The organism is Kibdelosporangium phytohabitans (assembly GCF_001302585.1).
Lineage (GTDB): Bacteria > Actinomycetota > Actinomycetes > Mycobacteriales > Pseudonocardiaceae > Kibdelosporangium > Kibdelosporangium phytohabitans.
Genome location: NZ_CP012752.1, coordinates 5,319,680 through 5,342,030 on the forward strand (window position 1 = coordinate 5,319,680; position 22,351 = coordinate 5,342,030).

The following is a 22,351-nucleotide window of genomic DNA, read 5'->3' on the forward strand; positions in this document are numbered from 1 at the left end:
GGTCAGAACGACGGGGCGAGATGCCTGCCCTGGTCGGACCACCAGTGGCCGAAAGCCGTGCTGCAGTGCGCGCGTGCGGCGTAGGCGAGCACGATCTGGTGCGTCAGCTCCTCGATGTGCGCGGCGACCGTTCCCTCTGTCCGGTACACCAGCTTCAAGGTCTGTCTCATCGGGTTGCCGTCCAGGCTGCGGACCACCATGCGACCGGGCAGGTCGCGGGCTGTGGCGATCGCCGGGGCGACCGCCAGCCTGGCCAGCACGAGTTGGTGCACGGTGGGCACGTAGACCGAGTGGTGCTGTTGGTCCAGCAGCACTCCCGCGCGATGGCACACCTGTTGCCGGTACACCGACCACGGGGTGAGACCGGGCGGTTCGTCCGCCCACGGGTGGTCGGCGATGTCGGTCAGCGTCACGCTTTTGCGCTTCGCCAGCGGATGGTCGTGGGCCATGATCACGAACACCGGCTCGTCCGGGTAGATGGCCTCACCGCGCACTCCGGGCGGCAGGGTGACCTCGCCGCCCGGCCATTCGTAGAACAGGGCCATGTCCAGGTCGCCGCGGGCCACCATGTCGACTGTGGACTGCGGGACGAGCTCCTCCCACACCCGCACGCCAGTCGCCCACGGCGCCTCGGAGATCCAGCGTGCGACGTGGACGTGCAGGAAACCGCAGTAGCCACCGATCCGGACCGGCATGCCCGCAGGCGGTTGCCCGCTGTGCTGCGCGACCCGTTGCCTGATGCTCTGCATGCCGCACAGCACCGCGCGGGCGTGGTTGAGCACATCCTGGCCGAGCGGCGTCGGCACGGAACCGTCGGTCCGCCGGACGAAGAGGCTGCCGCCGAGGTTCCGCTCGATCCGCTGCAGCTGCGCGGTCAGCGCGGGCTGGGAGAGGCCCAGCCGTTTCGACGCCGCGGTCACGCTGCCGGCGTCGGCGATCGTCACGAGCATCCGCAGGTGCCGGATCTCCACATCCAAGGGCACCTCCCACGCCGGCAAGCCCACTTCGGAGAAAGTAGCGCGCGGCGTGGGTATCGGTCCATGCCCATTCGGCACAACCCGAACATCGGTCATCGAGCGGTGTTGTCGATATCGGCCTTGATCTGGTCGTACACGAGCTTGATCCGCGTGCCCCAGTTCGGGCAGCCGCCGAGGTGGTGCAGCGCGATCACCTTGTGCGAGGACGCGGCGAGCACGGGCGAGCCCGAGTTGCCGCCGGACGTGTCACACCGGTAACCGGTGTTGACACCCGCCGAGACCGTGTCGATCTTGCACGTCGCACCGCCCTGGGTGTCCTCGAAGAGCGACAACCGCTTCGGCTTGGTGTCCCCGTGACCGGGAATGTAGATGCGTTCGCCCGCGGCCGGTTCCCTGGTCTCGAGGTAGAGCGTGCCGAACGGCTGGACGCGGTCGAAGTTGTTCACGCTGAACAGCGCGTAGTCGAGCTGGTTGAGACCACTCAGCTTGATCAGTTCGAGCCCGCTGACCTTCGTGCCCGCACGCGGGTTGTTGCCGCCGCAGGTGGCGCACTGGTAGTCGAACTGGAACTCGCTGGCGCGCAGGTCGGCCGCGTTCTCCATGCAGTGCTGGTTGGTCAGCATCCGGTTGGTGTTGCCGACACGCCACGCGGTGCAGTGCCCGACGCCCCTGAGCAACTGACGCGCGACGGCGTTGGCGCGGGCGTACTCGGTCGGGTGGCTCGTCTGATAGCAGGCAACGTCCCTGCGCGCGTCAGTGCCGCACACGCTGAGGGTGCCGGGGTTGTTCGCGGCGGACTCGGCGGCGTCGTAACCACGGAAGTACTGGTTGATCCGCACCTTGGCGTTGCGTGTGCCGTGCAAGGTCACGACCGCGGTGTCACCGTCCACCGACATCGCCGCGAACCCAGGCACACCGTGCTTTGTGTACGACGAACCGCGGCCGTCCTCACCGAAGTAGGTGTGCACCTCCCGCTGATCAGGGCTGGCCACGGTGACGTAGCCGCCATGGGCGAGGTCGAACTCGCCGAAGTGGACTTTGACGTACGTCGAGCCCGGCGCCCGGATCACGGTCCGCCGCGACCTGGACGTCAGCGACAGGTCCACGGACACGGCGGATCCGGCCCTGGTCACCTGCGAGTTGAGCTCGGCGGGTGGCGGCGCGGCGGCCCGCGCCTCAGCGGACGGCGGGCTGGCGGCGGCGATCCCGGCCACCAGCGAACAAGCGGCGGCCATCAGGCCGAGCCTTCGTTGAAGGGACACCAGACACTCCTTCGTGTGTCGGACGGGACACCGGTCAACAGGCATACCGGCGGCAGGGTTCTCGTCCTACGTGTCTGAGGTTGTCCAGCGCACGGGCGCGTGCGGCAATCCCAACTCGTCATAACAGGCCGCACTCATCGAGCCGGGAACGAGCCGTCGCCGAACAGGATGCGGGCGGCGGCCGCACGTCCCGACGGCGTGCGCAGCAACGTGAACGCGGCCTCGGCGGTAGCAGGTCGCCGCAAGCGAGAGAAAACGTCACGCAGCAACAGCCGGACACGAAACCGAGCGCGCAGCGAGGCGCCGTCGTAGTGGCGTAAAACCGAGGCATCACTGGTGCGGAGATAGTCACACGTGACTGAGGCCGCGAGTTCCGCCATGCGCAAGCACGGGTCGAGGCCCCCGGCTGTCAACGGTGACACCGCGCCCGCCGCGTCACCGACAAGCAGACCGTCCGTGCAGACAATCCGGCGCAGCACCCCGCCGACAGGAATGGGACCACCACGATGATGTGATGGTCCGACGGGCGAAGGCATTTCGGGAAATCGGTCCATGAACGTCCGAAGCAGCCGGGGAAGTGGCGCGGCCAGCCGGTCCGGCCGTCCGGCCAGGCCGGCGTGGGCGTTCTGCCCGTCGTCAACGAGCCACGCGAGATAACCGGGAGCCAGTCGGGGATCGACGACGCAATGAAACGTCGGCACACCGCCTGTGTTGACTCCGAACACCTTCTCCGCGCCGATGATCAAGTGCTTGTTGACGTCGAGACCCAGGCGACGGGCCACCGTTGAGCGCGCGCCATCAGCGCCGATGGTGAATCGGGCCCGGATCTTGCGCGACGGATACGAGACGCCCATGCGCACGACGGCACCCGCTTGTGTGGCTTGGGCAAGCGCTTCCGCGTAGATCCCGGGCATGTCACCGACGCGGAATTCGTCGTGGGGACTGACCAGTTCGACGGGCGCGCGCAGCGAAGGCGGGTAGAGCACGACGCGACGCACTGCCGGTCCCAGGTACCGCGCGGGCAACGTGAAGTCCGAAAGCGTTCGCCGGACGAAGATCCCCGTGGTCCGAATGCCGGTACCCAGGTTGCTCCGGCGTTCGCACACGAGGACGTCGAGGCCTTGCTGCGCGAGCAGCCGGGCCGTGCGCAACCCCGCGAGCCCGGCGCCGATGACAAGCACATCCGCTGTTTCCATGCCGCTGGAACGTATTGCCGGCTGCGCCGGGCGGCCGTTGCTGCCATGACAGTTCCACCGAACTTTCACAGCGTCTCCACGTAACGGGCAAACGGAACCATTCTTTCTGCGCTGTCGCGCACACGGGGCGTACCGGTTGGATGGTCCGCATGGATGTCACCAGACAGCGCCGAGCAGCGCTATGGGTGAGCGCGATCGTGTTGGGCGGCGCGCTCGCGGTTCCGGCTGTGGTCGCACCGACGGACTCGGCCGCCGCCGCCGAGGCGTGCAGCGAGACACCTCGCGAGAACCCGATCTCGGAGTTCACCGACTACCAGGAGATGCTCAGCGAGCTGGCGCGCATCGAACGCGTGAGCTCGGGCAAGGTGCAGGTCACGCAGGCAGGCAGATCCAACCGGGGCCGCCTGCTGCAGACCGCGCGGGTCGGCACCGGCCGCAAGGCCATCCTGATCACGAGCGAGATCCACGGCAACGAGAAGACCGGCACCGACGCGATCCTGCGGCTGCTGGACTTCCTCGGCACCTCCGAGTCGCGCAAGGCGCAGTCCATCCGGCGGGAACTCACCATCGTCGCCATCCCCAAGATGAACCCGGACGGCGCCGAGCTCGACCGGCGCGGCAACGACATGACCTGGCAGGAGGTGCAGGCGAGGTTCCCGCAGCTGCGGGGCGCGCCGCCGGCGTGGAACCACATCACGGGACAGCAACAGGGTGACGACTACCGCACCCGGCCGGGGTTCGACGTCAACCGCGACTACCACCCCGACTTGACCTACCGGCCGCGGCCGCAGGACTTCCCCGGCACCTCCGCCGAGCCGGGCTGGTTCATCACGCCGGAGTCGCAGACCGTCCGGGATGTCTACCTTGGACTCAAGCAGGAGTTCGGCAAGGTCGACACCTACATCGACCTGCACCACCAAGGTGCCTGCTACACCGTCCCCGGTACCGGCAGGTTCGTCACGCTGAGCCTGTCGGGCAAGTTCGTCGCCGACCCGGGCACGCCTGAAGGCGCGCAATGGGCGCGGTTCCGCGATGTGTACGACCTCAAGTACAACAAGCAGCTCAACGTGGCCGCGTACAACGCGCTGCAGGGTGCCGCCAACGAGCGACCGGCGTTCGGCAACATCACCCTCTACCCGCAGGACATCAACCTGCCGGGCACCGGGCTCGGCACGTTCACGTTGAACGGCAGCGGCGCGGTGCTGTTCGAGGTCCGCGGGCAGACCCAGACGCTGGGCCAGCGGCACCGGGAGATGCTGACCCGGGCCGTCGGCATCGGCCTCGACGGCATCCTGTCCGCGGTGACCAGCGGACAGGTGCGCAACCTCGATCCGGCTGTGTACGACCGCATCCCGTTGACCGACCGCGGCGGTGCCGGTGCGGACGACGACTTCCTTTCCGGTTCCGCTGTGCCCGCGGTCGCCGGGCCCTAGAGTTGCCCGGACGTGGCGGTCCCTCTTTCGAGTGAGGGCCGCCACGCGATCCGGCCGAGCGGCATGCGTGGCCCTCTCGTAGATTGGCTGTCATGATCACCATCGCTGACAAGGCGACACGCTTGCAGGAGCTGCACGCCGCGCCGGAACTGCTGCTGGTCGTCAACGTGTGGGACGCCATCACCGCCAAGGTCGTCGCCGAAACGCCCGGCACGCAGGCGCTGGCCACGCCGAGCCACGGCATCGCGGCCTCCCGCGGCTACCCGGACGGCGAGCAGATCCCACGTGACGAGATGATCGCCGAGGTCGCCTTGATCGTGCGGGTGGCCGGTGATCTGCCGGTCACGGCCGACCTGGAGGCCGGTTACGGCGACCCGGGTGGCACGGTGGCCAGGGCGATCGACGTCGGCGCGGTGGGCTGCAACCTCGAGGACCAGATGAAGCCGCTGGACGAGTCGGTGCGGGCGGTCGAGGCCGCGGTCGCCGCCGCGCAGGCCGCCGGTGTCGACTTCGTACTCAACGCGCGGACGGACGCCTTCATCAAGGCCGCGGACCGTGATCCCGAGGACGTGCTCAACGAGGCGATCACCCGCGGCCGGGCATACCTCGAGGCGGGCGCCTCGAACTTCTTCGTACCCGGCAAGCTCGACGTCAGCCAGGTCGAGCGCCTGGTGGAGGCGTTGGGCGAGCGCAAGGTGAACCTGATCGGCATCCCCGGCTCGATCCCGCTGGCCACCGCGCAGCAGCTCGGTGTCTCGCGCGTCTCGTACGGGCCGTGGAGCCAGAACGTCGCGCTGACCGCGCTCGCCAAGCTCGCCGAGGACGTCTACGCAGGCGGTGGTTTGCCCGCCGACACACGCAAGCTCAACTGAATCTCGTGGAAAGTGTGGGGTTGGATGGCCGAGTTGCCCGGAGTTCATCCGACCGCGGTCGTGGCCGATGACGTGGAACTGGCCGACGACGTCCGGATCGGGCCGTACGCGGTGATCCACGACGGCGTCCGGCTGGCGCCAGGGGTGCGGATCGACGCGCACGCGGTGATCGGCGGCGAGCCGCAGGACCTGTCGTTCGCCGGCGGCCGGACCTGCCTGGAGATCGGCCGCGGCACCGCGGTCAGGGAAGGCGCGGTCATCCACCGCTCGACCACCCCTGACCGGCCGACCAGGATCGGCGCCAGCTGCCTGATCATGGGACAGAGCCACATCGGCCACGACTGCTGGGTCGGCGACGGTGTCGTCGTCTGCCAGCAGTCCGCGCTCGCCGGTCACGTGACCGTCGGCGACCACGCGGTGATCGGCGGCATGACCGGCGTGCACCAGCACGTCCGGGTGGGCAGCCGGGCGATGGTCGCCGCGATGGCCAAGGTGAACCGCGATGTCCTGCCGTTCTCCGCGGTGGACGGCAATCCGGCCACCCACCGCGCGTTGAACGCGGTCGGCCTGCGCCGCGCCGGAATCCGCGGCGACGAGTACGCGGCGCTGCGGGCCGCGTTCCACCGATTACGCGAGGGGCAGGACCCCGGCGACAGCACCGAACTGGTCGGCGTGCTCAAGGACTTCCTGGCCGCACGGTCCACGCGGGGGATTTCCCCGTTCCACCGCGGGAGGTGCGCGTCGTGAGCTGGACGTTGGCCGAACTGGCTGGGCCGCTGAGCGCCGCGGTCGGTGACAGCCCGGATTTCCGTGTGCTGCGACCGGTCGCCGTCGACTCGGACGACCCTGGTGGACTGACCTTCTGTGAGAGCAGGAAGTACCTGCGGCAGTTGACGGCACACGCGGCGGGCGCCGTGATCGTGCCGCCTGGACTCGAAGTGGACCGGCCGCACCTGATCGCGAGCAAGCCCCGCGTGGCTTTCGAGACCTTCCTGACGATGTGCCGGCGGCCTCTGCCGTCACGGACCGGTGTCCACCCGACCGCGATCGTCGACCCCCTTGCCGAAGTGGACGCCACAGCGTCCGTCGGGCCGTACGCAGTCATCGAGCAGGGTGCGCGGATCGGCGCTGGGGTCAAGGTCTTCCCGTTCTGCTACGTGGGCGAGAACTGCGTGGTCGGCGCGGACACCGTGCTGTATCCCCATGTCGTCCTGTATCAGGACGTCAAGGTCGGTGCGCGGTGCGTTCTGCACGCCCACGTGACCCTGGGCGCCGACGGATTCGGATTCCGGTGGGACGGCCGCACGCAACGCAAGATCGAACACGTCGGTGGCGTGCTGATCGGCGACGACGTGGAGATCGGCGCGAGCAGCGCCGTCGACCGGGCCACCGCGGGCGCGACCGCGGTCGGCGACGGCGTGAAACTCGACAACATGGTCCAGATCGGGCACAACGCGCGGATCGGCGACCACACGGTGATCTGTGGCCAGTCGGCCGTGGCGGGCAGTTCCGTGCTCGGGGAGCGGGTGACGTTGGCCGGCCAGACCGGCGTCGCGGACCACGTGACAGTGGCCGGCGGCGTGTCCTTCGCAGCGAGAACGTTGACGACCAAGGACATCCCGGACCCCGGTGTCTATTACGGAGTTCCGGCGCGGCCGTTGGCGGAAGGCCTGCGGATCGTGGCGCGGCTGCCGCACCTGCACGAACGGATCGAGAAACTGGAGCGCGGCGAGTGAAGGCGCGTCGCCGGACAGTGGCCAGCCCGGTACGACTCGACGGCCGGGGGCTGCACTCGGGCCGTCCTGTACGCGTGACCATCCACCCCGGCGAAGACGGTATCGCCTTCCGGCACGGCGGAACGAGGATTCCAGCAGCACCGGACGCGGTGACCGGCACGAGAAGGAACACCACGCTGGGTGACGTGGCCACGGTCGAGCACATCATGAGTGCGTTCGCGGGTGTGGAGATCACGGACGCGGAGGTCGAGGTGTCCTGTCCGGAGCTTCCGGCACTGGACGGCAGCGCGGCCGGTTTCGTCGCAGCACTGGACGCCGTCGAAGAACTGACGCCCACGGAAATCGCGCTCCCGGACCGAGAAGTAGTCGTCAGCGACAACGACGCGTGGATTCGTGTCCAGCCCGGCACAGGTCAGTGGACCTACAGCTATGAATGCTTCGGCGTGACGCAGACGGTGAAGTGCGTGATGCCGGACGACTACCTCACCGGTGTCTCGCGGGCACGCACCATCGCCCACGCCCACGAGGTCCAGGCCTTGCTGGACAGCGGCATCGGGCAGGGCCTGGACATCGGCTCGGTCGTGCTCATCGGTACCGACGGGTACGGCAACGAGCCGCGTTACCCGGACGAACCGGCCAGGCACAAGCTGCTCGACCTGGCCGGAGATCTCTACCTCGCCGGCATTCCCGCGCGTTGCCTTGACGTGACAGCACATCGCAGCGGGCACACGGCCGGTGTCCGGATGGCCGCACTGCTCGCATCCAGCCGCTGTCCTTAGCAAGCCTGGTCGGGTTTCTGCCTGCCGCTCCCGAACCGGGAGATGGTCGACTGCGAGACGTACACCTGCCTGGCCAGGTCGCTTTGGCTGATGTCGCGGCGCTGGCGGAACTCGCGCAAGAGCCGGCCGAACGACATGGGGGGGGACTCCTTCAGGGGAGTGGGAACTGACATCGACACTACCGGCGAAAGCCGCGGGCAACCACCGATGTGTCGCGCGGAACTCCTTGTTCTGCGCGGAAGCCGCGCGGAGTCCACGATGTACCGGAGCACGCCGCGAGACAGATTGGGGACAACCGTGGGACACCCGCCACGCCGGACCGCCGAGGAACTGGACGCCGCCGACCCGCTGGCGTGGGCGCGTGACCGGTTCGTCGTCACAGACCCGGACCTGGTCTACCTCGACGGCAACTCGCTCGGCCGGTTGCCCGCGGCCACACCGGATTTCGTCGACGCGGTGGTGCGCAACCAGTGGGGCACAGGACTTGTCCGGACATGGCACACCTGGATCGACTGGGCGGCAAGCCTCGGCGACCGGCTCGCCGAACACGTCCTCGGCGCACGCCCGGGCGAAGTCGTGCTCTCCGACTCGACGTCGGTGAACCTGTACAAGCTGGCCGCTGCCGTGCTCGCAGCCACACCGGACCGGCGCACGATCGTAGTCGACGCCGGGGACTTCCCGACCGACCGCTACATCGTGCAGGGACTCGCCGCCGAACGCGGCCTGACCGTACGAGCGCTGGCGTCCGATATCGACACAGGTCTCAGTCTGAACAGTGTGGCGGCCGCAGTGGACGACGACGTCGCGCTCGTCGTGCTGTCGCACGCGTCATACCGTTCGGGCGCACTGAACGACATGGCCGCCGTGAACTCGTTGGCCAGGAAGGCGGGCGCGGTCGTGCTGTGGGATCTCTCCCACACCGCGGGTGTACTTCCCGTTCATCTCAACGCCTCCGGCGCGGACCTGGCGATCGGGTGCACGTACAAATATCTCAACAGCGGGCCGGGGGCACCGGCGTTCCTGTACGCGCGTGCGGACCTCCACCCGGCGCTGCGGCAACCGATCTGGGGCTGGTTCGGCCAGCGCGACCAGTTCCGGATGGGGCCGGACTACGACCCCGCGGGCGGGATCGGCCGTTTCCTGGTCGGCACCCCACCCGTCCTGTCCCTGGCCGCGGTGGACCCGGCGTTGTCGGTGATCGAGGAAGCGGGGGTGGCGCGGATCCGGGACAAGAGCGTGCGGCTGGGGGAGTTCGTGCTCGACCTGGTGCCGCCGGGCATGCGGGTCGCCTCCCCGGTGGCGTCGGACCGGCGCGGCGGGCACGTGACCCTGGAGCACCCGGACGCCTGGCGGATCTGCCGCGCGCTCGCCGGAGCCGGAGTGATCTGCGACTACCGGGAACCTGACCGGCTGCGCGTCGGCCCCGCACCGCTGTACACGAGGTTCGTCGACGTCTGGGACGCGATGGACCGGCTGCGCGACCTGCTCGCGAGCCGATCCTACGAACAGCTGGACGACGCGCCCGGCCGGGTGACCTGACCATCCACACCGGACCCTGTCAGAGGTGGCCGCCGGATTGCCGCCTGTGCCGCGCGTTCACGCCGGGCGCCCGGCGTTGAGGAACTCTCGTGGTGGGGCGCCGACGAGCTGCTGGAACATCGTGCTGAACGCGCCGGGACTGGCGTAGCCGACATCGGCGGCGACCTCGGCGACGGGCCTGCCCGTCGACAGCAGCCGCACGGCATGCAGTACGCACGCCCGCCGCCGCCACTCGGCCAAGCCGGCACCGGTCTCATCGCGGAAGCGCCGCTGCGGGGTCCGTTCGCTGACGTGCAGCCGCTCGGCCCATGTTCCCGGCCGCACGTCGACACGGGGTGCGACGAGGCTCGGTGTACAAGCTCCGCATGCTCACGCCGCCCAGCTCCACGGCGTGCAGCGCGCCTGCGGGGATCAGCACGGCACAGTGTGGCGGAACCGTCCACGTCCCGTCGGACGTTTCGACCCGCATCGAACCGCTGACGCCGTAGAGCACCTGGGCCCGGCGATGTCGTTGCGGCGGTGCCAGATGGCCCGGTGGGTAGTCGGTGCCGATCGCCACGACATCCCGGTCGAGGGAGTCCACCCGGTCGATGTGGACATTGCGCACATCGGCGAGTGTAGCTGGCGGAAACTCGGAAGAACACGTCGTCTCTGCGGATGTCGGCCACGCCACCGCTGGGTAACGTCGAGGCACGTGATCATCACCCTGTTCGCGCTGGGCTGCCTCAGCGGGGTGACGACTGTCCTGTTCGGATTCGGCGGCGGGTTCGTGACCGTTCCGGTCGTGTACGCGGTGGCCGCGTCCGGCCCGGACGCGATGCACGTCGCTGTCGGCGCGGGCATCGGCGCACTCGCCGCCACCGAGGTCCCAGACGGATGGCTGCACCTTTTCGCGGTGTACCTGGGTGTCACGATCGTCGACAGTGTCGTGCGACGCGGGTTCGTGCGTGCCGGGGCCGTCCGTCCTCTCGGGCCGGTCACGACGACAGCCGGAGGCGTCGGGATCGGTGCGGTGGTGAGTTTCCTCGGGGTCGGCGGCAGCGTGATGACCGTGCCGTTGCTGCGCCGTCGTGGCCTGCCGCTGGCCGACACCGCGGTGATGGCGAACCCGCTGAGCCTGCCGGTGGCGGTCGTCGCCTTGCTGGTCTATCTCACTGTCCCCGGTACGACCGGTTTCGGCGCGGTCGATCCGCTGGCCGCCACCGCCCTGCTGGCCGGGTCGTTGCCGACTGTCGCGGCGGCCCGCCGCTGGCTGCCCCCGATCCCGGATCGGGCGCACGCGCTGGCGTACATCGGTTTGCTGATCGCCGCCTTGGTCGCTGTGCTGGCGGGCGGGCTGTGACTCAGGTTCGTGGGCTATTCGCGTTCGGTCGGCGACGCTTCCAGCAGCAGTCGCACACCAGCGGGCAGCGGGATCGACTTGCCGTCCGCCTTCGCCTTCTCGAGCTGTTCGACCGCCTTCTGGTCCGCGACGGCCAGGACCGCGAGATCAGGCGTTACGGACGTACTGCACACCCAACCTCCGTTTCCCTTCCCGCACAGTCCCTTGTGGGCATACTTGTCGGCTTGCCTACCCAGCAGGACAACCGTTTCGCTGTTCGGCACAGGGCTGGTCACGGTGAAGTACACGACGGGTGGCCTGGGTGTGGGCGGAGTGCTGGTCGTAACAGGAGCGGGGGCAGCGGACAGGACGGGCTGGCCAGGTCGGCTCAAGACCACACCCAACGCCACGCCGATCCCCAGGATGAGCGTCCCCACGGCCATGCGAACACTCCATCGCGGCAGGCCGTGCCGTGGTGCGGCTGGTGGCGTGGGAGGAGCGGGCATGGGCATGCTGCGCCGCACGGGCTGCTTCCGGATGAACGCGACCGCCTTGCCTTGTGCCGACGGCGAAGCGAGGTCGACGACGACGCGTCTGGCCGAGAGCGACCCGGGATCCTTCGGCAGGAACACGATCTCCGGCAGGTTCGGGATGCCGGCGTCGTGCACCGACTCGTAGGTGGAGAACGTCCACTGGCGTTGCTTGGGCAGCACCGTGCTGCCGACCCGGTACAACGCCCGGATCAACGGCAGCCGCTGCTCGTCCGGGCAGCCGACGATGCTCACCGGGTGAGCCGGCCGCTCGATGAGCCTGCCGAGGACCTCCGCGACCGCGACCTCCTCGTCCGCGTCCGCGTCGAATCCCGCCGAGGCGCTGCGCATGAGTTCCGAGGCGGACAGCGGGGTGGTGGCGTGACCACCCCACCCGGACCAAGTGGCCAAGCCCAGCGCGGTCGGGACGTCGAGCACGTCCGCGGGCGCGATCAACGCGTGTGCCGGGTTGCGGCCCGGCGACCCGCCGTCCTGCCACCGGCGCAGCACCACGGCCATGTCGTTCGGAAAGACCATGTAGGACAGTGCGGTGGACGGCAGTGCGGTGCCGGGCACCGGGTCGAGCCGGATGTGGGTGTCCAACGAGTCCTGCCAGGCCGGTACGTGCGTCCGGGGCAGTGAGCTCGCCACGATCTGCATCCCCGACGACGCGACGAAACCGAACCGCGCCTGGTGCACCACGCTCACGGGATGCCCACCTTTCCTGCCTCGTCACCGGGGATCACGCCCGCCATCGCGAGGATCGCGACCAACGGCTCCAACACGCGCATCGGGCGCACCCCACGGGGAAACACCCGACTGCCGTCCCTCGGCTGCGCGTCACCGCCGGTCGCGGAGACGGCGTGCAAGGTGCAGCGGGGAAACACGCTGAACGGCGCGAGCGCCGCACCGGCTCCCTGGTCGTGCAGATAAGCGAAGATGTCACGGCTCTCCGCACGCGTCCTCGCCGCGTCAAGACCGTTGCCGTCGGGACCGCGCAGCCAGCGGCCGATCGGCGGCACGTAACGCAACCTGTCGGCCTTGGTGAACGCGATCGCCGCCGGTCGGCCGTGCAGAGCCGGGGTGGCCCGCATGCGTTCGATCGCGAGCGCGAACGCCCTGTTCTCGCTGGGGTGGGCGGCGGTCCCGGTCTCCACCGGATCGTCGGGCGCGTAGACGAACAGGAACGCGTCCGCACCGGCGAGGAACCGCCCGGCCGAGCCCAGCCCGCCGGCGCCGGCCTGGCGCAGGTCCTCGCCCGCGATGTCGAAGAACGTCACCGCCCACTCCACGCCGTCGAACCGCCGCAGGACGAGGATGCCCGCGTAGTCCACGACACCGCGGCGGGTTCCGGCCAGTGCGTTCCCGCTTTCGAACGGCTCGACCTGGCCCTGCCTGAACCGGCTGTGCGCCCGCATGTCGAGCCACCCGACGGACAGGCCGTACGGCAGCAGCCCCTGCCGGTCGATCTGCCTGACCATCGCGGTGAACAGATGAGTCTTGCCCGCGTTGGGCGCGCCGACCAGGCCGACCACCAGGCGGTTGACGTAGTTGCCGTACGTGGCCGGCAGATGGTGCTCCACCATGTCCCCGGACGGATTGGGGCACCGCACGTGGCTTCCCCGGCGCGAGTCGCTCTGCTTGAGCGGGTCCATGCCGTCGAGGTCGACGAATGCCGCGTCCTCGAAGTCGTTGCCCGGGATCAGCACGTGACCGGCCTCGGCCCAGACGAACCGGTCCATGCAGATCGGGCAGCGCACGATGTCGTTCTGCTCGCTCACACCATCACCGCCATGATCACGGCGATCACGACGAGAACCACCGCGGTGACCAGGACGATGCCGCGGATCGTCTGCTTGCCGGGTGTGACCGTGGGCCGGGGCGGAGGCGGTGGTTTCGGGATGCTCCGCTTGCCGATGCTGAGGCTGTCGAACAAGCGGTGGCCGGGTTCGAGGGCGGATGACGGTTCCCGCTTCGGGTGCGCGGTCGTGGTGGCGCGGAGGCGGACCAGCAGGTGGGTCGCGTCCGGGCGAGGCCGTGCTGTGGCGTCGAAGACGTCACCGAGCAGCGCCCGTAGCGGTCCGGGATCGCCGGTGAGGTCCGGACGTGCCCGGTCCGGCAGGGGACCGAGCACCATCTCCCTGATCGCCACGGCCGCGTCCCGCACATCCCCGGCCCCGTCGGCGTGCCGGGCGAGTTCGAAGTCGACGAGCTGAACGCCTGTGCCGTCCCAGCGCACAGTGCCGAGCCCGATCGCGCCGTGCGCGATGCCCTCGGCGCGCAGGGCGGCCACCGCCCGCAGCAGCCCGATGCGAAACCGGTGGTGCTGGTGCAGGTCGAGACGTCCGGCGGTCAGCACACCCGGCAGGCCCCGGTATTCGCCGAGCAGGACGTACGGTTCCTCGGCGTCCAGGTCGTACCCGACTAGTTCGGGCAGTTGCGGCGGTACCGTGGTGAACACCTGCCGCAGCCGGGTGAGCGTGCGGATCTCGTTGTCCAGCAGGTCGTAGCTGGTGGCGTCGTCGGCGCCCAGTTCGCATGGCACCCATTTCCGGGTCAGCCGCCGCCCGCCAGGCCCGGTCAGTGTGGTCGCCGGGAGGTTCGCGCCTGGCCGGTGCAGCGGGTCACCTGGCGTGACGTGTTCGCGGAACAGGTGTCCCCACGCGTCCCGGTAGCGAAGCTCGATGGTGCTCATATCAGCACTTCCGTCACCGTCAACGGTGCGAACAGGCGCCCGCAGGCAACCAGGTCCTCGGCTCGACGGCCGTATCCGCCGGGCGGCATCGGGTCACCGGAGGCGGCGGCGGTCCAGGCACCGCGCAGCACGAGCCGCACCACCTCAGGTGGGCAGCCCGCCAACTCGTTGAGGCACGCAGCCGCTTCGAAGACTGTCGCAGCCACCAGATCCCGTCGTCGTGCTGTCCGCCAACGCGCGACCGCCCACAACGTGGCGGTCGTAAGGTCGTGCGACTGGTGGTGCAGGGCCGCGAGACCGGGCGCTGATCGGAGTTCCTTCGTGGCCGCCCGCCAGCTCGCCAACGCGAGAGGCACCGCGACGACAACGGCGAGGCAGAGCAGCACCTCGCTCGGCACGAGCGGCGCCGGTGCCACCAGCCGTGTCACCACGTAACCAGCGGCCCCACCGGCAAGACCCGCGAACATGGCTGTCGTCGCGCCCGCGAACCCACCTCGCCAGGAGGCTTCGCTGTCACCGACCGGGTGACGAGCCAGCAGCAGCCAGGTGAGCATGAACCACAAGAACACCACCGCACCAGCGACCGCATACGTCGCCCAACCCGTGAGCAAGCCCGGTGTCGCGTACGCGGCTGCGGCGCAGGCGAGGAACGCGCCGGGAAGCATCGTGCCCAGGAGCGGCCCGCGACGGAAGACAGGCAGCGTGACGGCTGTCGGTGTGAACGCGGCCAGCGCGTCGAGTACGCGACCACAGCCGTCCGACCAGACCGATGCCGCGGCACCGCGCAACGCCCGCACGACAGGGTCGCTCGCCTCGGCGTGCGGTTCGATCATCTCCCGGACCGCCGTGACGATCTCGAACGTGGGCACCGGCCCAGGCTCAAGCCCGCACTGGGCACTGATCTCGTCGTCGCACGGCACTCCGCGCACAAGCCGGTCGTCGATGTGCCCTGCCAACCGCCGGTGGACCACGCGCTGGTGTTCGACCGCGGTGACGCACCGACGCGCGGCACGACCAAGCTCCCGGCCCGGCCTGCGGCGGCCGATCAGGGCTCGGGGCGACGCCAGGGCGGCCGTGAGCGCCGCGTGGTGGTGTACAGCGTCCTCGACCTGGGCGCTGGCGGTCCCGGCCGGTGACTCGTGCCCGAAGGCCGGGGCCGTGTGCGGCTCGCCGTGCTCGGCGAGATCCGCCAACGCGGCCCCAAGTCCGTCCGGCAACCGTCGAGGCGCGCCTGTGGCCGTGGCTTCTCGCAGCAGGAGGCAGCGGGACGGCAACGTGGCGAGTTTCCTTGCCACAAGGTCGAAGGCGTCAGGTCCACTGAGGATAGAAAGGACATGGTCCACACCCGTGCCGTCACCGGCGATGACACCGCGCGGGCAGGCACCGGGCAGGCTCAGCAGCAGCCCGCCGTCCCACGCCGACACCACAATGAGGCCCAGCGGGCCCGTCGCAGCGGCCAGAGCGTCGAACGGGTCGGTTGGGCCACCGAGCGCGACGACTCGGCGAGCGCCCGGCGACGGCGTGCCCAGCGCACCGTCCCGCATGTCCACGACGGTCACCGCGTCAGACGAAGCCTCACGCGTCATAGCGCCGCCTCCCGAGGGCGATGGCGGGGTCGATCGTCCGGCCGTCGTGGAAGAACGGGAGACCGTGCAGGCGTCGCTGCGTGACACGCATCAGATGGCGGAGCCGCGCGGACGCCTCCTGCTCAGCGACGAGTCCCGCCGACAGCTTGCCTCGCTGGGCCTCCAACCGGGCGCGTTTCCGGCTGCCCACCCTGGTTCCGGTGATCTGCCGGGTCAGGGCGTCCAACCGTCCGATGCCGGTGTGCAGTGCCGCGCCGCGACCGGCGAGCTGACCGGCGACGACATGTCCGACCGCGAAGTGGAATGGCGCGGCGGCGTTACCAGGCAAGGCAACCAGGGTGTCGGCGCCCGAGCTGAACGCGACCGGCACGAGCTCGCGAAGCGCGTTGACGGTCACACCGTCGACCTGGCTGGTGACGGCCAGAACAAGCGCGGGCAACTCGTGACCGGACCGCATGCGATCTGTGGCGGTGGCACGCACCAGCATTGAGATCTCGTGGACACGCAGCCGCCTGCGTGTGCGCTGGACGTCGCGGTGGGAGAACCAGTCCTGGACGCTGTCGCCGTCGAGCACGAGACACACCACGTCCGCGTCATCGAGCGCGTTCCGCAGCGCGACCAGGCTCGGCGACGACGCACGACTGTGCAGGACGTGCCCGGCGGGTGCCGTGGCCGACAACTCGACTCGGGGCCCCTCCCCGGCCGACCACAGCAAGACGTGGTGTCCGTTGCCGTCCGGGGACTTCGGGTAGCGCAGATGCCAGCCGTGCTGCGCGGCGCGGTCGACGAGTGCTGACGTACTCGCACTGTCCGCGCCGAGCAGGACGACGTTCACCGGCACGACGGGCTCAGCGTGCATCGCCTTCTCCCGGGCGGGCCGCCTCGATGGCCGACAGCCGCGCGTCGAGCGCCGTGATCGCGGCACGGACCTGTTCCAGTTCCGTGGTCAGCCAGCGGACCTGGTGCTCGAGCCGCTCGACCTCGCGACGGCTCGCCCACATGAACCTGCGCCAGAACCCCGAGCGCACCGGCGCTGGCATGGAGACGGGCGCGAGCAGCGGACGTGGCGGGATCACCGCGACGGACATGGGTTGGGCCGGTCGCGGCGGGGGAGTGCCGACGTCACCGAAGCCGGTTCCCGGGGCACTGGTTCCGGCGAAGTTCGCCTCGACGACAGTGGTTGCCCCGGCAATGTCGGTTCCCGCGGCGTACGACTTGGCGTGACTGGCGGTGGTGGTACCGCTGATGCACACGTGGGTCACCAGATCCGCCCGTACCAGGTCCGGCTTGCGCCAGCCCACCACGAGCGTGAACGGGCCCGTGGTGCGGCGGCCCTCGTCCCACGCCTGATGGCTGGCCTCGGGCGGGAGGAACAAGGCGCTGCCGTACGTCCGCGTCAATTCCGGCCCTGGTGGCGGCGGTTCAGCCCGCCACGGCGGTGGCTGCGCTGCCACGACGTGCGGGTCGCGCACGTCCCGCACGGGAAGCGTCCAGTCGGCACCGGCCCAGTGCTCGTAGACCGGTGCCGCCCATTGGGCGAAGCTGGTTTCCCAGTGCGCCAACGACGACGGTGGCAGTTCGGTGTCCGGTGCGGCCCACCCGACGAAGGTCGCCAGCTCCCGGTTCTGGCTGTCGGTCGCCATGCTGCGGCTGAGCTCGCTGGCTTGGCACGCGACACCCGTGATCCACCGGCCGCCGCGGCGAGCCAGGAGGAACCGCGGGGTGTCCAGGTCGGCACCACCGGCGAAAGCGGCGGTCACCACGTCGAACAGCTCGGTGGACGTCGTCCCCGACGGGATGGCCCGCCACCACGAGTCGGACGTGTCCGTCCGCCCGTAGACGATCGGCGACCACATCCCCTGTGCGTGTGTCATCGACCGGGATCTCCGTTCCGGAAGATGTGCGCTCCGGCCAGTTCGGCCTCCAGCTTCGCGGCCTCCGCGGCGAGCTGTTCCAGCCTCGCCTTGTGCGCCGACGACTCGGCCACGAGCTGTTGCTGCAAGGCGGTCAGCTTGTCGCGCTTGCCGGACTGGAAGAACCCGCCACCGAACCGTCTGGCCAGCAACGCCAGATCACCGGCGGTGCGCTCGTGCTTGGCTGTCGCCGCCTGGAGCACGCGCTCTTCCGTGGCCACCGCGTCATGGAGGTAACGCAGGAACGTGAACAGGAACGGCGGTTTGAACCCGGACGGTTGAGGCGGCGCGCCGGGGCGGCCCACCGACACGAAGTCGATGAGCGTGCACGCCCCACCGGAGAACGCGAACGGCAGCAGCCGCCGTACGGCGTTGAGCGCGCTGAGTTCGGCACTCTTCTTGTCCGCCCCGCGTTTGGCCAGCACCTCGTGGAGTTGATCGCTCTTGGTCACGAGCACCACAAGGGACGGAACGCGACGACCGGCCGACCGCATCCTGTCGAGCGCGGTCAGCAACATGTTCGACGTCCACGCGATACCGAGCCGGTGCCGTGCCGAGGCGAGCGTCGCCTCCTTCGAGGTGCCCGCGGCGATCTCGTCGATCCAGCCACCGAGGATCCCGCCGTCGAGCACGATGTAGACGCTGTCGCTCTCCTCCAGCCGGGCCCGCAGCGCGGCGGTGTCGGTGGCCGCGGCCCGGTCGTTGAGCGCGCCGCCGCGGTAGTCGACCCAGTCGACGGTGACCACCGTCTCGGCGAGCCCGCGTTGCAGGACGAAGGCGTACTCCTTGAACTCCGACATGTCGGTGAACTTGGGGAACTTGCCGGTCTCCAGCAGCCGGGACCAGGCGTCCAGCAGCTCCATCCCGTGGTCCCAGTCCCGGGTGGACACGGCGTAGTCGTCCTCACCCGGGCCCATCGACGCGAGCATGCCGATGGTGAACGTCGTCTTGCCCGAGCCGGAGTGGCCGAGCATGGTCACCTTGACTGTGGGCGCGGTCATCCCCGTCACCACCCGGCGGCCAGGTCGGCGGTGGACGCCAGCACGGCTTGCGCCAGCTCGGTGACCTTCGACAACGCGGCCGACAGCGCGGCGCTGCCCGCACCGAACTCCGCGGGCCAGATCCGTTGCGCGTCGGGACCGCACAGGTTCTCGTAGTCCCGCGTGACGTACCTCTTCAGCGTCGCCTCGTCCCAGAACTGGGTCGCCGCCGCGGCGAGCACGATCGACACCGAGGCAGCCTCGGCCAGCAGCGCCTTCTCGATCTCGTCGACGGCCTGCTCGACGGCCTGCGTGAGGTCCGAGTAGAGCTCGTCGGCTGTCTTCGGAACCCCGCGGGTGACGTGGGAGACCACTGTGTCCGCCGCGACCCGCACGGCTTCGGCCGCCACGAACACCGCCCCGTCGGCGAACGGGTCCTGCCACGTGGCGCTGCCCGCGGCCGGTTTGCCGCCTTGGGCCGGCGGCGGTGTCCGCCTGGTGAAGTTGATCCGCTGGATGATCGGGCGGCCGACCCGCAGCAGCACGCTGCCGTACTCCTTGCGCAGCTGCCCGAGTTCACCGAAGGCGTGCGCCAGTCTGTGCGCCTGGCGGCTGGCCGCGAGCTTCTGCCAGTCGGCCGTCGCGCTCGGGCCGGTCGTCGAGACCAGGCCCAGCTCGGCCTGGAAGACGGCCGCGATGTCCGCGCGGAGCTGCTCGGTCGCGGCGTGCAGCGACGCGTCGATGCCGCCGAACGCCTCCGTGACCTTGGACCGCATCCGGCTGTACTCGTATTCGGTGGCCTCCAGCGGCTTCTGCTTGAAGTGCACGCCGCGCGCCGGTTGTTTCAGCCACTGCTCACGTGTCCCCGAACCCAGGCCCTTCTCCCGGACCCAGCGCCTGACCTCACCCGCCGCGCGGGTCACGGCGTCGGCCATCCGAGGGTCGGGCACGCCCTGATCCGCCGCCCCGGCCAGCGACTCCGCGAGTTCCTGGAGGTGTTCGCCGATCTGGTTGCACTTGGCGTCGGCCAGTTCGAGCAGCAGCCGTTTCTCGTCAGGCAGGCCGTGCAGCACGGTGGTGGCCCGCTCGAGTACTTCGCGTGTGAACGCGGTGAGCTGGTCCTGGAAGGCGAGGACTTCGGTGCGGACGTGGCCGAGCGCGTCGTGGTCCATGTGGGAGATGCGGTCGGCGAGGTGTTCGAGCACAGGTGCCATCAGCTGCCGTCGTACGTCGTTCTTGTCGTTCGCGCTCACCGCCGTGTGCCGGATCCCGTCGCCGAACGCCGCGAACTCCCTGCCCAGCGCCGCGACGGCGTTGTCGAAGTAGCGCCGGTTCTCGTCGCCGGGCGGGTAGTGGTTGTTGAGCACGCCGAACACGAAGTCCTCCAGCCGGACCCCGGCGCAGGCCGCGCGCGCCTGGTTCAACGGTTCCCAGTCCGCCTCGGTCATCTGGGCGGAGTTCGAGTCCGGCTTCTTGACCAACAGCAACAGGTCGACGTCGTTGCGCAGGCCTTCGGCGAAGTGGCGGTCGACGTCCAGCCCGGCCTCGTTGGTGCCGGGCAGGTCGACCAGACCGATCCTGGTCGAGCCGAGCGCCGGGAACTCCTTCCAGATGTGCACTTCCCGTACCGCGTGGTACGGCCGGTGGTGCTGCGGATCGTCCTTGCGCGGATAGGAGACGTACGGCCGCAGGTGCGTGATCGGGATCTGCTGGGACTGCGAACCGAGCTCACCGCGCCAGCTCGCGACCGACTCCTGCGCGATCCGGATCTTGCGGCGGAAACGTTCGTGCGGCACATCCTCGGAACCGAGTCCGGCGCCGGGCTTGTACTTGCGGCCGATGAATTCCTCGAGCGTGCCCGGTGCCGCGCCTTCACCCGCTTTGACGTGCAACGGCGCGAGGTAGTTCGACCGGAAAGAGTGCCATGTGTGGAACGTGACGCGTGTTTCCGCCGCACCCGGCCGGTTGAAGATCCGGCTGACCGCGGCGGTGGTGGAACTGTAGTCGGACGACGGGATGACGTCTTCGCGCAATCCGGTGATCGCCCGCAGCAAAGTGCTCTTCCCGGCCTTGGTGAGACCGACGACGCCCAGGTTGAGGCTGTCGCGGTGCACGCGGCGGTCGATGACGGCGACCCGCTGCCGCACGTCGTCGAGCATCTGCCGGAGCTCGCCCGCGCCATCGGGAAGAACACCGGCATTCCCCGCTTGCTGAGCCAGCTCGACGAAACCGGCGCCGATGTCGTCCAGCGCCGCGGAAATGCGCCGCACAACCGGTCGCCACGTCTGCCGCCCCAGCAAAGCGGCGTCGATCTTCTGCTCGATCAGATCATCGGTGGCCACCCGTAACCCCCACAGCCGCGATTCGAGTCCGTGTCACACGGAAAAAGTCGGCAGACGACGCCAGTCGTTAGCGGCACGCGGTCACGGAAACGTATCAGGGAAAGGAATTGCTGTTATGTGAATCGCGATCGGCGCACGACCGGTAGCGGAAATTTTCCACTGTAACGGGAGGTCGCCGGCATTCGATGAAATGCGCCCGGTGATCACGTTCGCGGCCGATGCGCCGCTACGGGTGCGATGGAGGGGCCTGGTTGGTACTAACGGAGGGTACCTGAACAGGTAACAGGCCACTACGGTCAGGTGTCGAGTGTTACCGCTCTACAGATGTCCGACCTGCCGGACACCCTGCTCTGTAGGAGGTTTGAAAAGACAATGTGGATTCGTCGTCTGTCCATGATCGCGGCCGCCGCCGTCATCTCGACGGTCGGTCTCGGGCTCGGGTCACCGGCCCAGGCCACGCAAGAGACCGAGCCGCAGGCCCAACCGTTCATCATCGGCGGCCGGGTCGTCACCACCCCTTACTCGTTCTTCGCGTCACTGCAACGAAGTGGCCGCCACTTCTGCGGCGCTTCGCTGATCGCCCCGCAGTGGCTCGTCACCGCGAAGCACTGCGTCCAGGGATCCACCGGCGGTGGCTTCACGGCACGGATCGGTTCGGTGAACACCGGATCCGGCGGTGAGGTCATCACGGCGGCCGGCGCCACCCTCGGCGAGAACGACATCGCCGTGGTGCGGCTGTCACGGGCCGCCACGTCGAAGCCGATCAGGATCGCGGCGAGCCACCCGCCGGTCGGTTCGGTCAACACGCTGATCGGCCACGGCCAGACCTGTGGCAACCCCGGCTGCAGCGGCCCGTCGCCGCAGTTGCGCGAAGTCGAGAGCACCAGGGTCGCGGACTCCAGGTGCACGGCCAGTTTCAAGCCGGGCAAGGAGATCTGCTTCCAGGGCGCGCCCGGTACCAGCGCGTGCTACGGCGACTCCGGTGGACCGTCCATCCTCAACGGTGAGCTGACCGGCGCCACCAGCCGTTCCGGCAACAACAGCTCCAACTGCCTCAACGGCCCCGGCCTCTACAACAGCGTTCCCGGCTACCGGGCCTGGATCAACCAGGTGACCGGTGGCGCGGTGGCCGCGTGGGAAGCGACGCTCTGACGGCTTCCCAGCACGGGCGTCCCGTGGCGGCACGGGAC

Annotated in this window: 22 protein-coding genes; 8 read left to right on the top strand and 14 right to left on the bottom strand. The window is 69.4% G+C overall.

The features are described from left to right. Positions 1 to 2: 2 nt before the first annotated feature. The 3 genes from AOZ06_RS24215 to AOZ06_RS24225 form a co-directional block, all read right to left on the bottom strand. Complete coding sequence (locus AOZ06_RS24215; protein ID WP_236952372.1) at positions 3 to 1,004, bottom strand: LysR family transcriptional regulator; 1,002 nt, start codon at positions 1,002 to 1,004, stop codon at positions 3 to 5. A 65-nt stretch (positions 1,005 to 1,069) separates the two neighbouring features. Then, entirely contained in the window at positions 1,070 to 2,239 is a 1,170-nt protein-coding gene (locus AOZ06_RS24220) for a trypsin-like serine peptidase (protein ID WP_083471886.1), read from the bottom strand. A 134-nt stretch (positions 2,240 to 2,373) separates the two neighbouring features. Beyond that, positions 2,374 to 3,435, bottom strand: coding sequence for an FAD-dependent oxidoreductase (locus AOZ06_RS24225; protein ID WP_054291497.1), 1,062 nt, complete (start codon positions 3,433 to 3,435; stop codon positions 2,374 to 2,376). A gap of 185 nt (positions 3,436 to 3,620) precedes the next feature. Between AOZ06_RS24225 and AOZ06_RS24230 the strand changes: the two genes are divergently transcribed. The 5 genes from AOZ06_RS24230 (at position 3,621) to AOZ06_RS24250 (ending at position 8,255) form a co-directional block, all read left to right on the top strand. Next, positions 3,621 to 4,868 (top strand): M14 family zinc carboxypeptidase, encoded by a 1,248-nt coding sequence (locus AOZ06_RS24230; RefSeq protein ID WP_063810103.1) that lies wholly within the window; start codon positions 3,621 to 3,623, stop codon positions 4,866 to 4,868. Between the two features lie 92 nt (positions 4,869 to 4,960). After that, positions 4,961 to 5,740, top strand: coding sequence for an isocitrate lyase/PEP mutase family protein (locus AOZ06_RS24235; protein ID WP_054291499.1), 780 nt, complete (start codon positions 4,961 to 4,963; stop codon positions 5,738 to 5,740). A gap of 24 nt (positions 5,741 to 5,764) precedes the next feature. Next, positions 5,765 to 6,487 (top strand): acyl-ACP--UDP-N-acetylglucosamine O-acyltransferase, encoded by a 723-nt coding sequence (gene lpxA / locus AOZ06_RS24240; protein WP_054291500.1) that lies wholly within the window; start codon positions 5,765 to 5,767, stop codon positions 6,485 to 6,487. Continuing rightward, the gene (gene lpxD / locus AOZ06_RS24245) at positions 6,484 to 7,476 is read left to right on the top strand and encodes a UDP-3-O-(3-hydroxymyristoyl)glucosamine N-acyltransferase (RefSeq protein WP_063810413.1); all 993 of its coding nucleotides are present in this window, start codon (positions 6,484 to 6,486) and stop codon (positions 7,474 to 7,476) included. Before lpxA ends, lpxD begins: the two co-directional genes overlap by 4 nt. Then, complete coding sequence (locus tag AOZ06_RS24250; RefSeq protein ID WP_083471888.1) at positions 7,473 to 8,255, top strand: UDP-3-O-acyl-N-acetylglucosamine deacetylase; 783 nt, start codon at positions 7,473 to 7,475, stop codon at positions 8,253 to 8,255. Before lpxD ends, AOZ06_RS24250 begins: the two co-directional genes overlap by 4 nt. Here the strand turns inward: AOZ06_RS24250 and AOZ06_RS54315 are convergent. Then, positions 8,252 to 8,392 carry a helix-turn-helix domain-containing protein gene (locus AOZ06_RS54315; RefSeq protein WP_169798973.1) on the bottom strand — a complete coding sequence of 47 codons (141 nt, stop codon included), beginning with the start codon at positions 8,390 to 8,392 and terminating at the stop codon, positions 8,252 to 8,254. The two genes, AOZ06_RS24250 and AOZ06_RS54315, sit on opposite strands and share 4 nt — an antisense overlap. 160 nt (positions 8,393 to 8,552) lie before the next feature. Between AOZ06_RS54315 and kynU the strand changes: the two genes are divergently transcribed. Next, positions 8,553 to 9,794 (top strand): kynureninase, encoded by a 1,242-nt coding sequence (kynU, locus tag AOZ06_RS24255; protein ID WP_054291503.1) that lies wholly within the window; start codon positions 8,553 to 8,555, stop codon positions 9,792 to 9,794. A 57-nt stretch (positions 9,795 to 9,851) separates the two neighbouring features. Here kynU and AOZ06_RS61705 read toward each other — a convergent pair whose 3' ends face one another. Continuing rightward, entirely contained in the window at positions 9,852 to 10,118 is a 267-nt protein-coding gene (locus tag AOZ06_RS61705; protein WP_054291504.1) for a helix-turn-helix domain-containing protein, read from the bottom strand. Continuing rightward, positions 10,048 to 10,488 carry an AraC family ligand binding domain-containing protein gene (locus AOZ06_RS61710; RefSeq protein ID WP_335338416.1) on the bottom strand — a complete coding sequence of 147 codons (441 nt, stop codon included), beginning with the start codon at positions 10,486 to 10,488 and terminating at the stop codon, positions 10,048 to 10,050. Before AOZ06_RS61710 ends, AOZ06_RS61705 begins: the two co-directional genes overlap by 71 nt. Here AOZ06_RS61710 and AOZ06_RS24265 point away from each other — a divergent pair, their 5' ends adjacent. Beyond that, on the top strand, positions 10,489 to 11,136 hold the full coding sequence (locus AOZ06_RS24265; protein ID WP_054291505.1) for a sulfite exporter TauE/SafE family protein: 648 nt from the start codon (positions 10,489 to 10,491) through the stop codon (positions 11,134 to 11,136). A gap of 14 nt (positions 11,137 to 11,150) precedes the next feature. Here AOZ06_RS24265 and AOZ06_RS24270 read toward each other — a convergent pair whose 3' ends face one another. The 8 genes from AOZ06_RS24270 to AOZ06_RS24305 all read right to left on the bottom strand — a co-directional run bounded on the left by AOZ06_RS24270 (position 11,151) and on the right by AOZ06_RS24305 (position 21,161). Continuing rightward, complete coding sequence (locus AOZ06_RS24270; RefSeq protein WP_054291506.1) at positions 11,151 to 12,353, bottom strand: hypothetical protein; 1,203 nt, start codon at positions 12,351 to 12,353, stop codon at positions 11,151 to 11,153. Then, positions 12,350 to 13,426, bottom strand: a complete 1,077-nt coding sequence (locus tag AOZ06_RS24275) for a TRAFAC clade GTPase domain-containing protein (RefSeq protein WP_054291507.1) — start codon at positions 13,424 to 13,426, stop codon at positions 12,350 to 12,352. The genes AOZ06_RS24270 and AOZ06_RS24275 overlap by 4 nt, the downstream gene beginning before the upstream one ends. After that, positions 13,423 to 14,340, bottom strand: a complete 918-nt coding sequence (locus AOZ06_RS24280; RefSeq protein ID WP_054291508.1) for a hypothetical protein — start codon at positions 14,338 to 14,340, stop codon at positions 13,423 to 13,425. Before AOZ06_RS24280 ends, AOZ06_RS24275 begins: the two co-directional genes overlap by 4 nt. After that, the gene (locus AOZ06_RS24285) at positions 14,337 to 15,635 is read right to left on the bottom strand and encodes a hypothetical protein (RefSeq protein WP_157233212.1); all 1,299 of its coding nucleotides are present in this window, start codon (positions 15,633 to 15,635) and stop codon (positions 14,337 to 14,339) included. The genes AOZ06_RS24280 and AOZ06_RS24285 overlap by 4 nt, the downstream gene beginning before the upstream one ends. A gap of 280 nt (positions 15,636 to 15,915) precedes the next feature. Then, positions 15,916 to 16,785 (bottom strand): hypothetical protein, encoded by an 870-nt coding sequence (locus AOZ06_RS24290; protein ID WP_054291510.1) that lies wholly within the window; start codon positions 16,783 to 16,785, stop codon positions 15,916 to 15,918. Continuing rightward, complete coding sequence (locus AOZ06_RS24295; protein WP_157233213.1) at positions 16,775 to 17,800, bottom strand: hypothetical protein; 1,026 nt, start codon at positions 17,798 to 17,800, stop codon at positions 16,775 to 16,777. The genes AOZ06_RS24290 and AOZ06_RS24295 overlap by 11 nt, the downstream gene beginning before the upstream one ends. Next, complete coding sequence (locus AOZ06_RS24300; RefSeq protein WP_054291512.1) at positions 17,797 to 18,840, bottom strand: hypothetical protein; 1,044 nt, start codon at positions 18,838 to 18,840, stop codon at positions 17,797 to 17,799. The genes AOZ06_RS24295 and AOZ06_RS24300 overlap by 4 nt, the downstream gene beginning before the upstream one ends. Before the next feature lie 5 nt (positions 18,841 to 18,845). Further along, positions 18,846 to 21,161: a P-loop NTPase family protein gene (locus tag AOZ06_RS24305; protein WP_054291513.1), complete on the bottom strand. Its 2,316-nt coding sequence runs from the start codon at positions 21,159 to 21,161 to the stop codon at positions 18,846 to 18,848. A 372-nt stretch (positions 21,162 to 21,533) separates the two neighbouring features. Between AOZ06_RS24305 and AOZ06_RS24310 the strand changes: the two genes are divergently transcribed. Further along, a complete protein-coding gene (locus tag AOZ06_RS24310) occupies positions 21,534 to 22,313 on the top strand; it encodes a S1 family peptidase (protein WP_225954742.1) in 780 nt (259 codons plus the stop codon). Positions 22,314 to 22,351 lie beyond the last annotated feature (38 nt).

Bases quoted from the DNA above. Each gene is read 5' to 3' on its own strand.
- AOZ06_RS24225 (WP_054291497.1), bottom strand. From the start codon at position 3,435: ATGGAAACAGCGGATGTGCTTGTCATCGGCGCCGGGCTCGCGGGGTTG.
- AOZ06_RS24235 (WP_054291499.1), top strand. From the start codon at position 4,961: ATGATCACCATCGCTGACAAGGCGACACGCTTGCAGGAGCTGCACGCC.
- lpxA (WP_054291500.1), top strand. From the start codon at position 5,765: ATGGCCGAGTTGCCCGGAGTTCATCCGACCGCGGTCGTGGCCGATGAC.
- AOZ06_RS54315 (WP_169798973.1), bottom strand. From the start codon at position 8,392: ATGTCGTTCGGCCGGCTCTTGCGCGAGTTCCGCCAGCGCCGCGACATC.
- AOZ06_RS24280 (WP_054291508.1), bottom strand. From the start codon at position 14,340: ATGAGCACCATCGAGCTTCGCTACCGGGACGCGTGGGGACACCTGTTC.
- AOZ06_RS24290 (WP_054291510.1), bottom strand. From the start codon at position 16,785: ATGCACGCTGAGCCCGTCGTGCCGGTGAACGTCGTCCTGCTCGGCGCG.
- AOZ06_RS24295 (WP_157233213.1), bottom strand. From the start codon at position 17,800: ATGACACACGCACAGGGGATGTGGTCGCCGATCGTCTACGGGCGGACG.
- AOZ06_RS24300 (WP_054291512.1), bottom strand. From the start codon at position 18,840: ATGACCGCGCCCACAGTCAAGGTGACCATGCTCGGCCACTCCGGCTCG.
- AOZ06_RS24310 (WP_225954742.1), top strand. From the start codon at position 21,534: ATGTGGATTCGTCGTCTGTCCATGATCGCGGCCGCCGCCGTCATCTCG.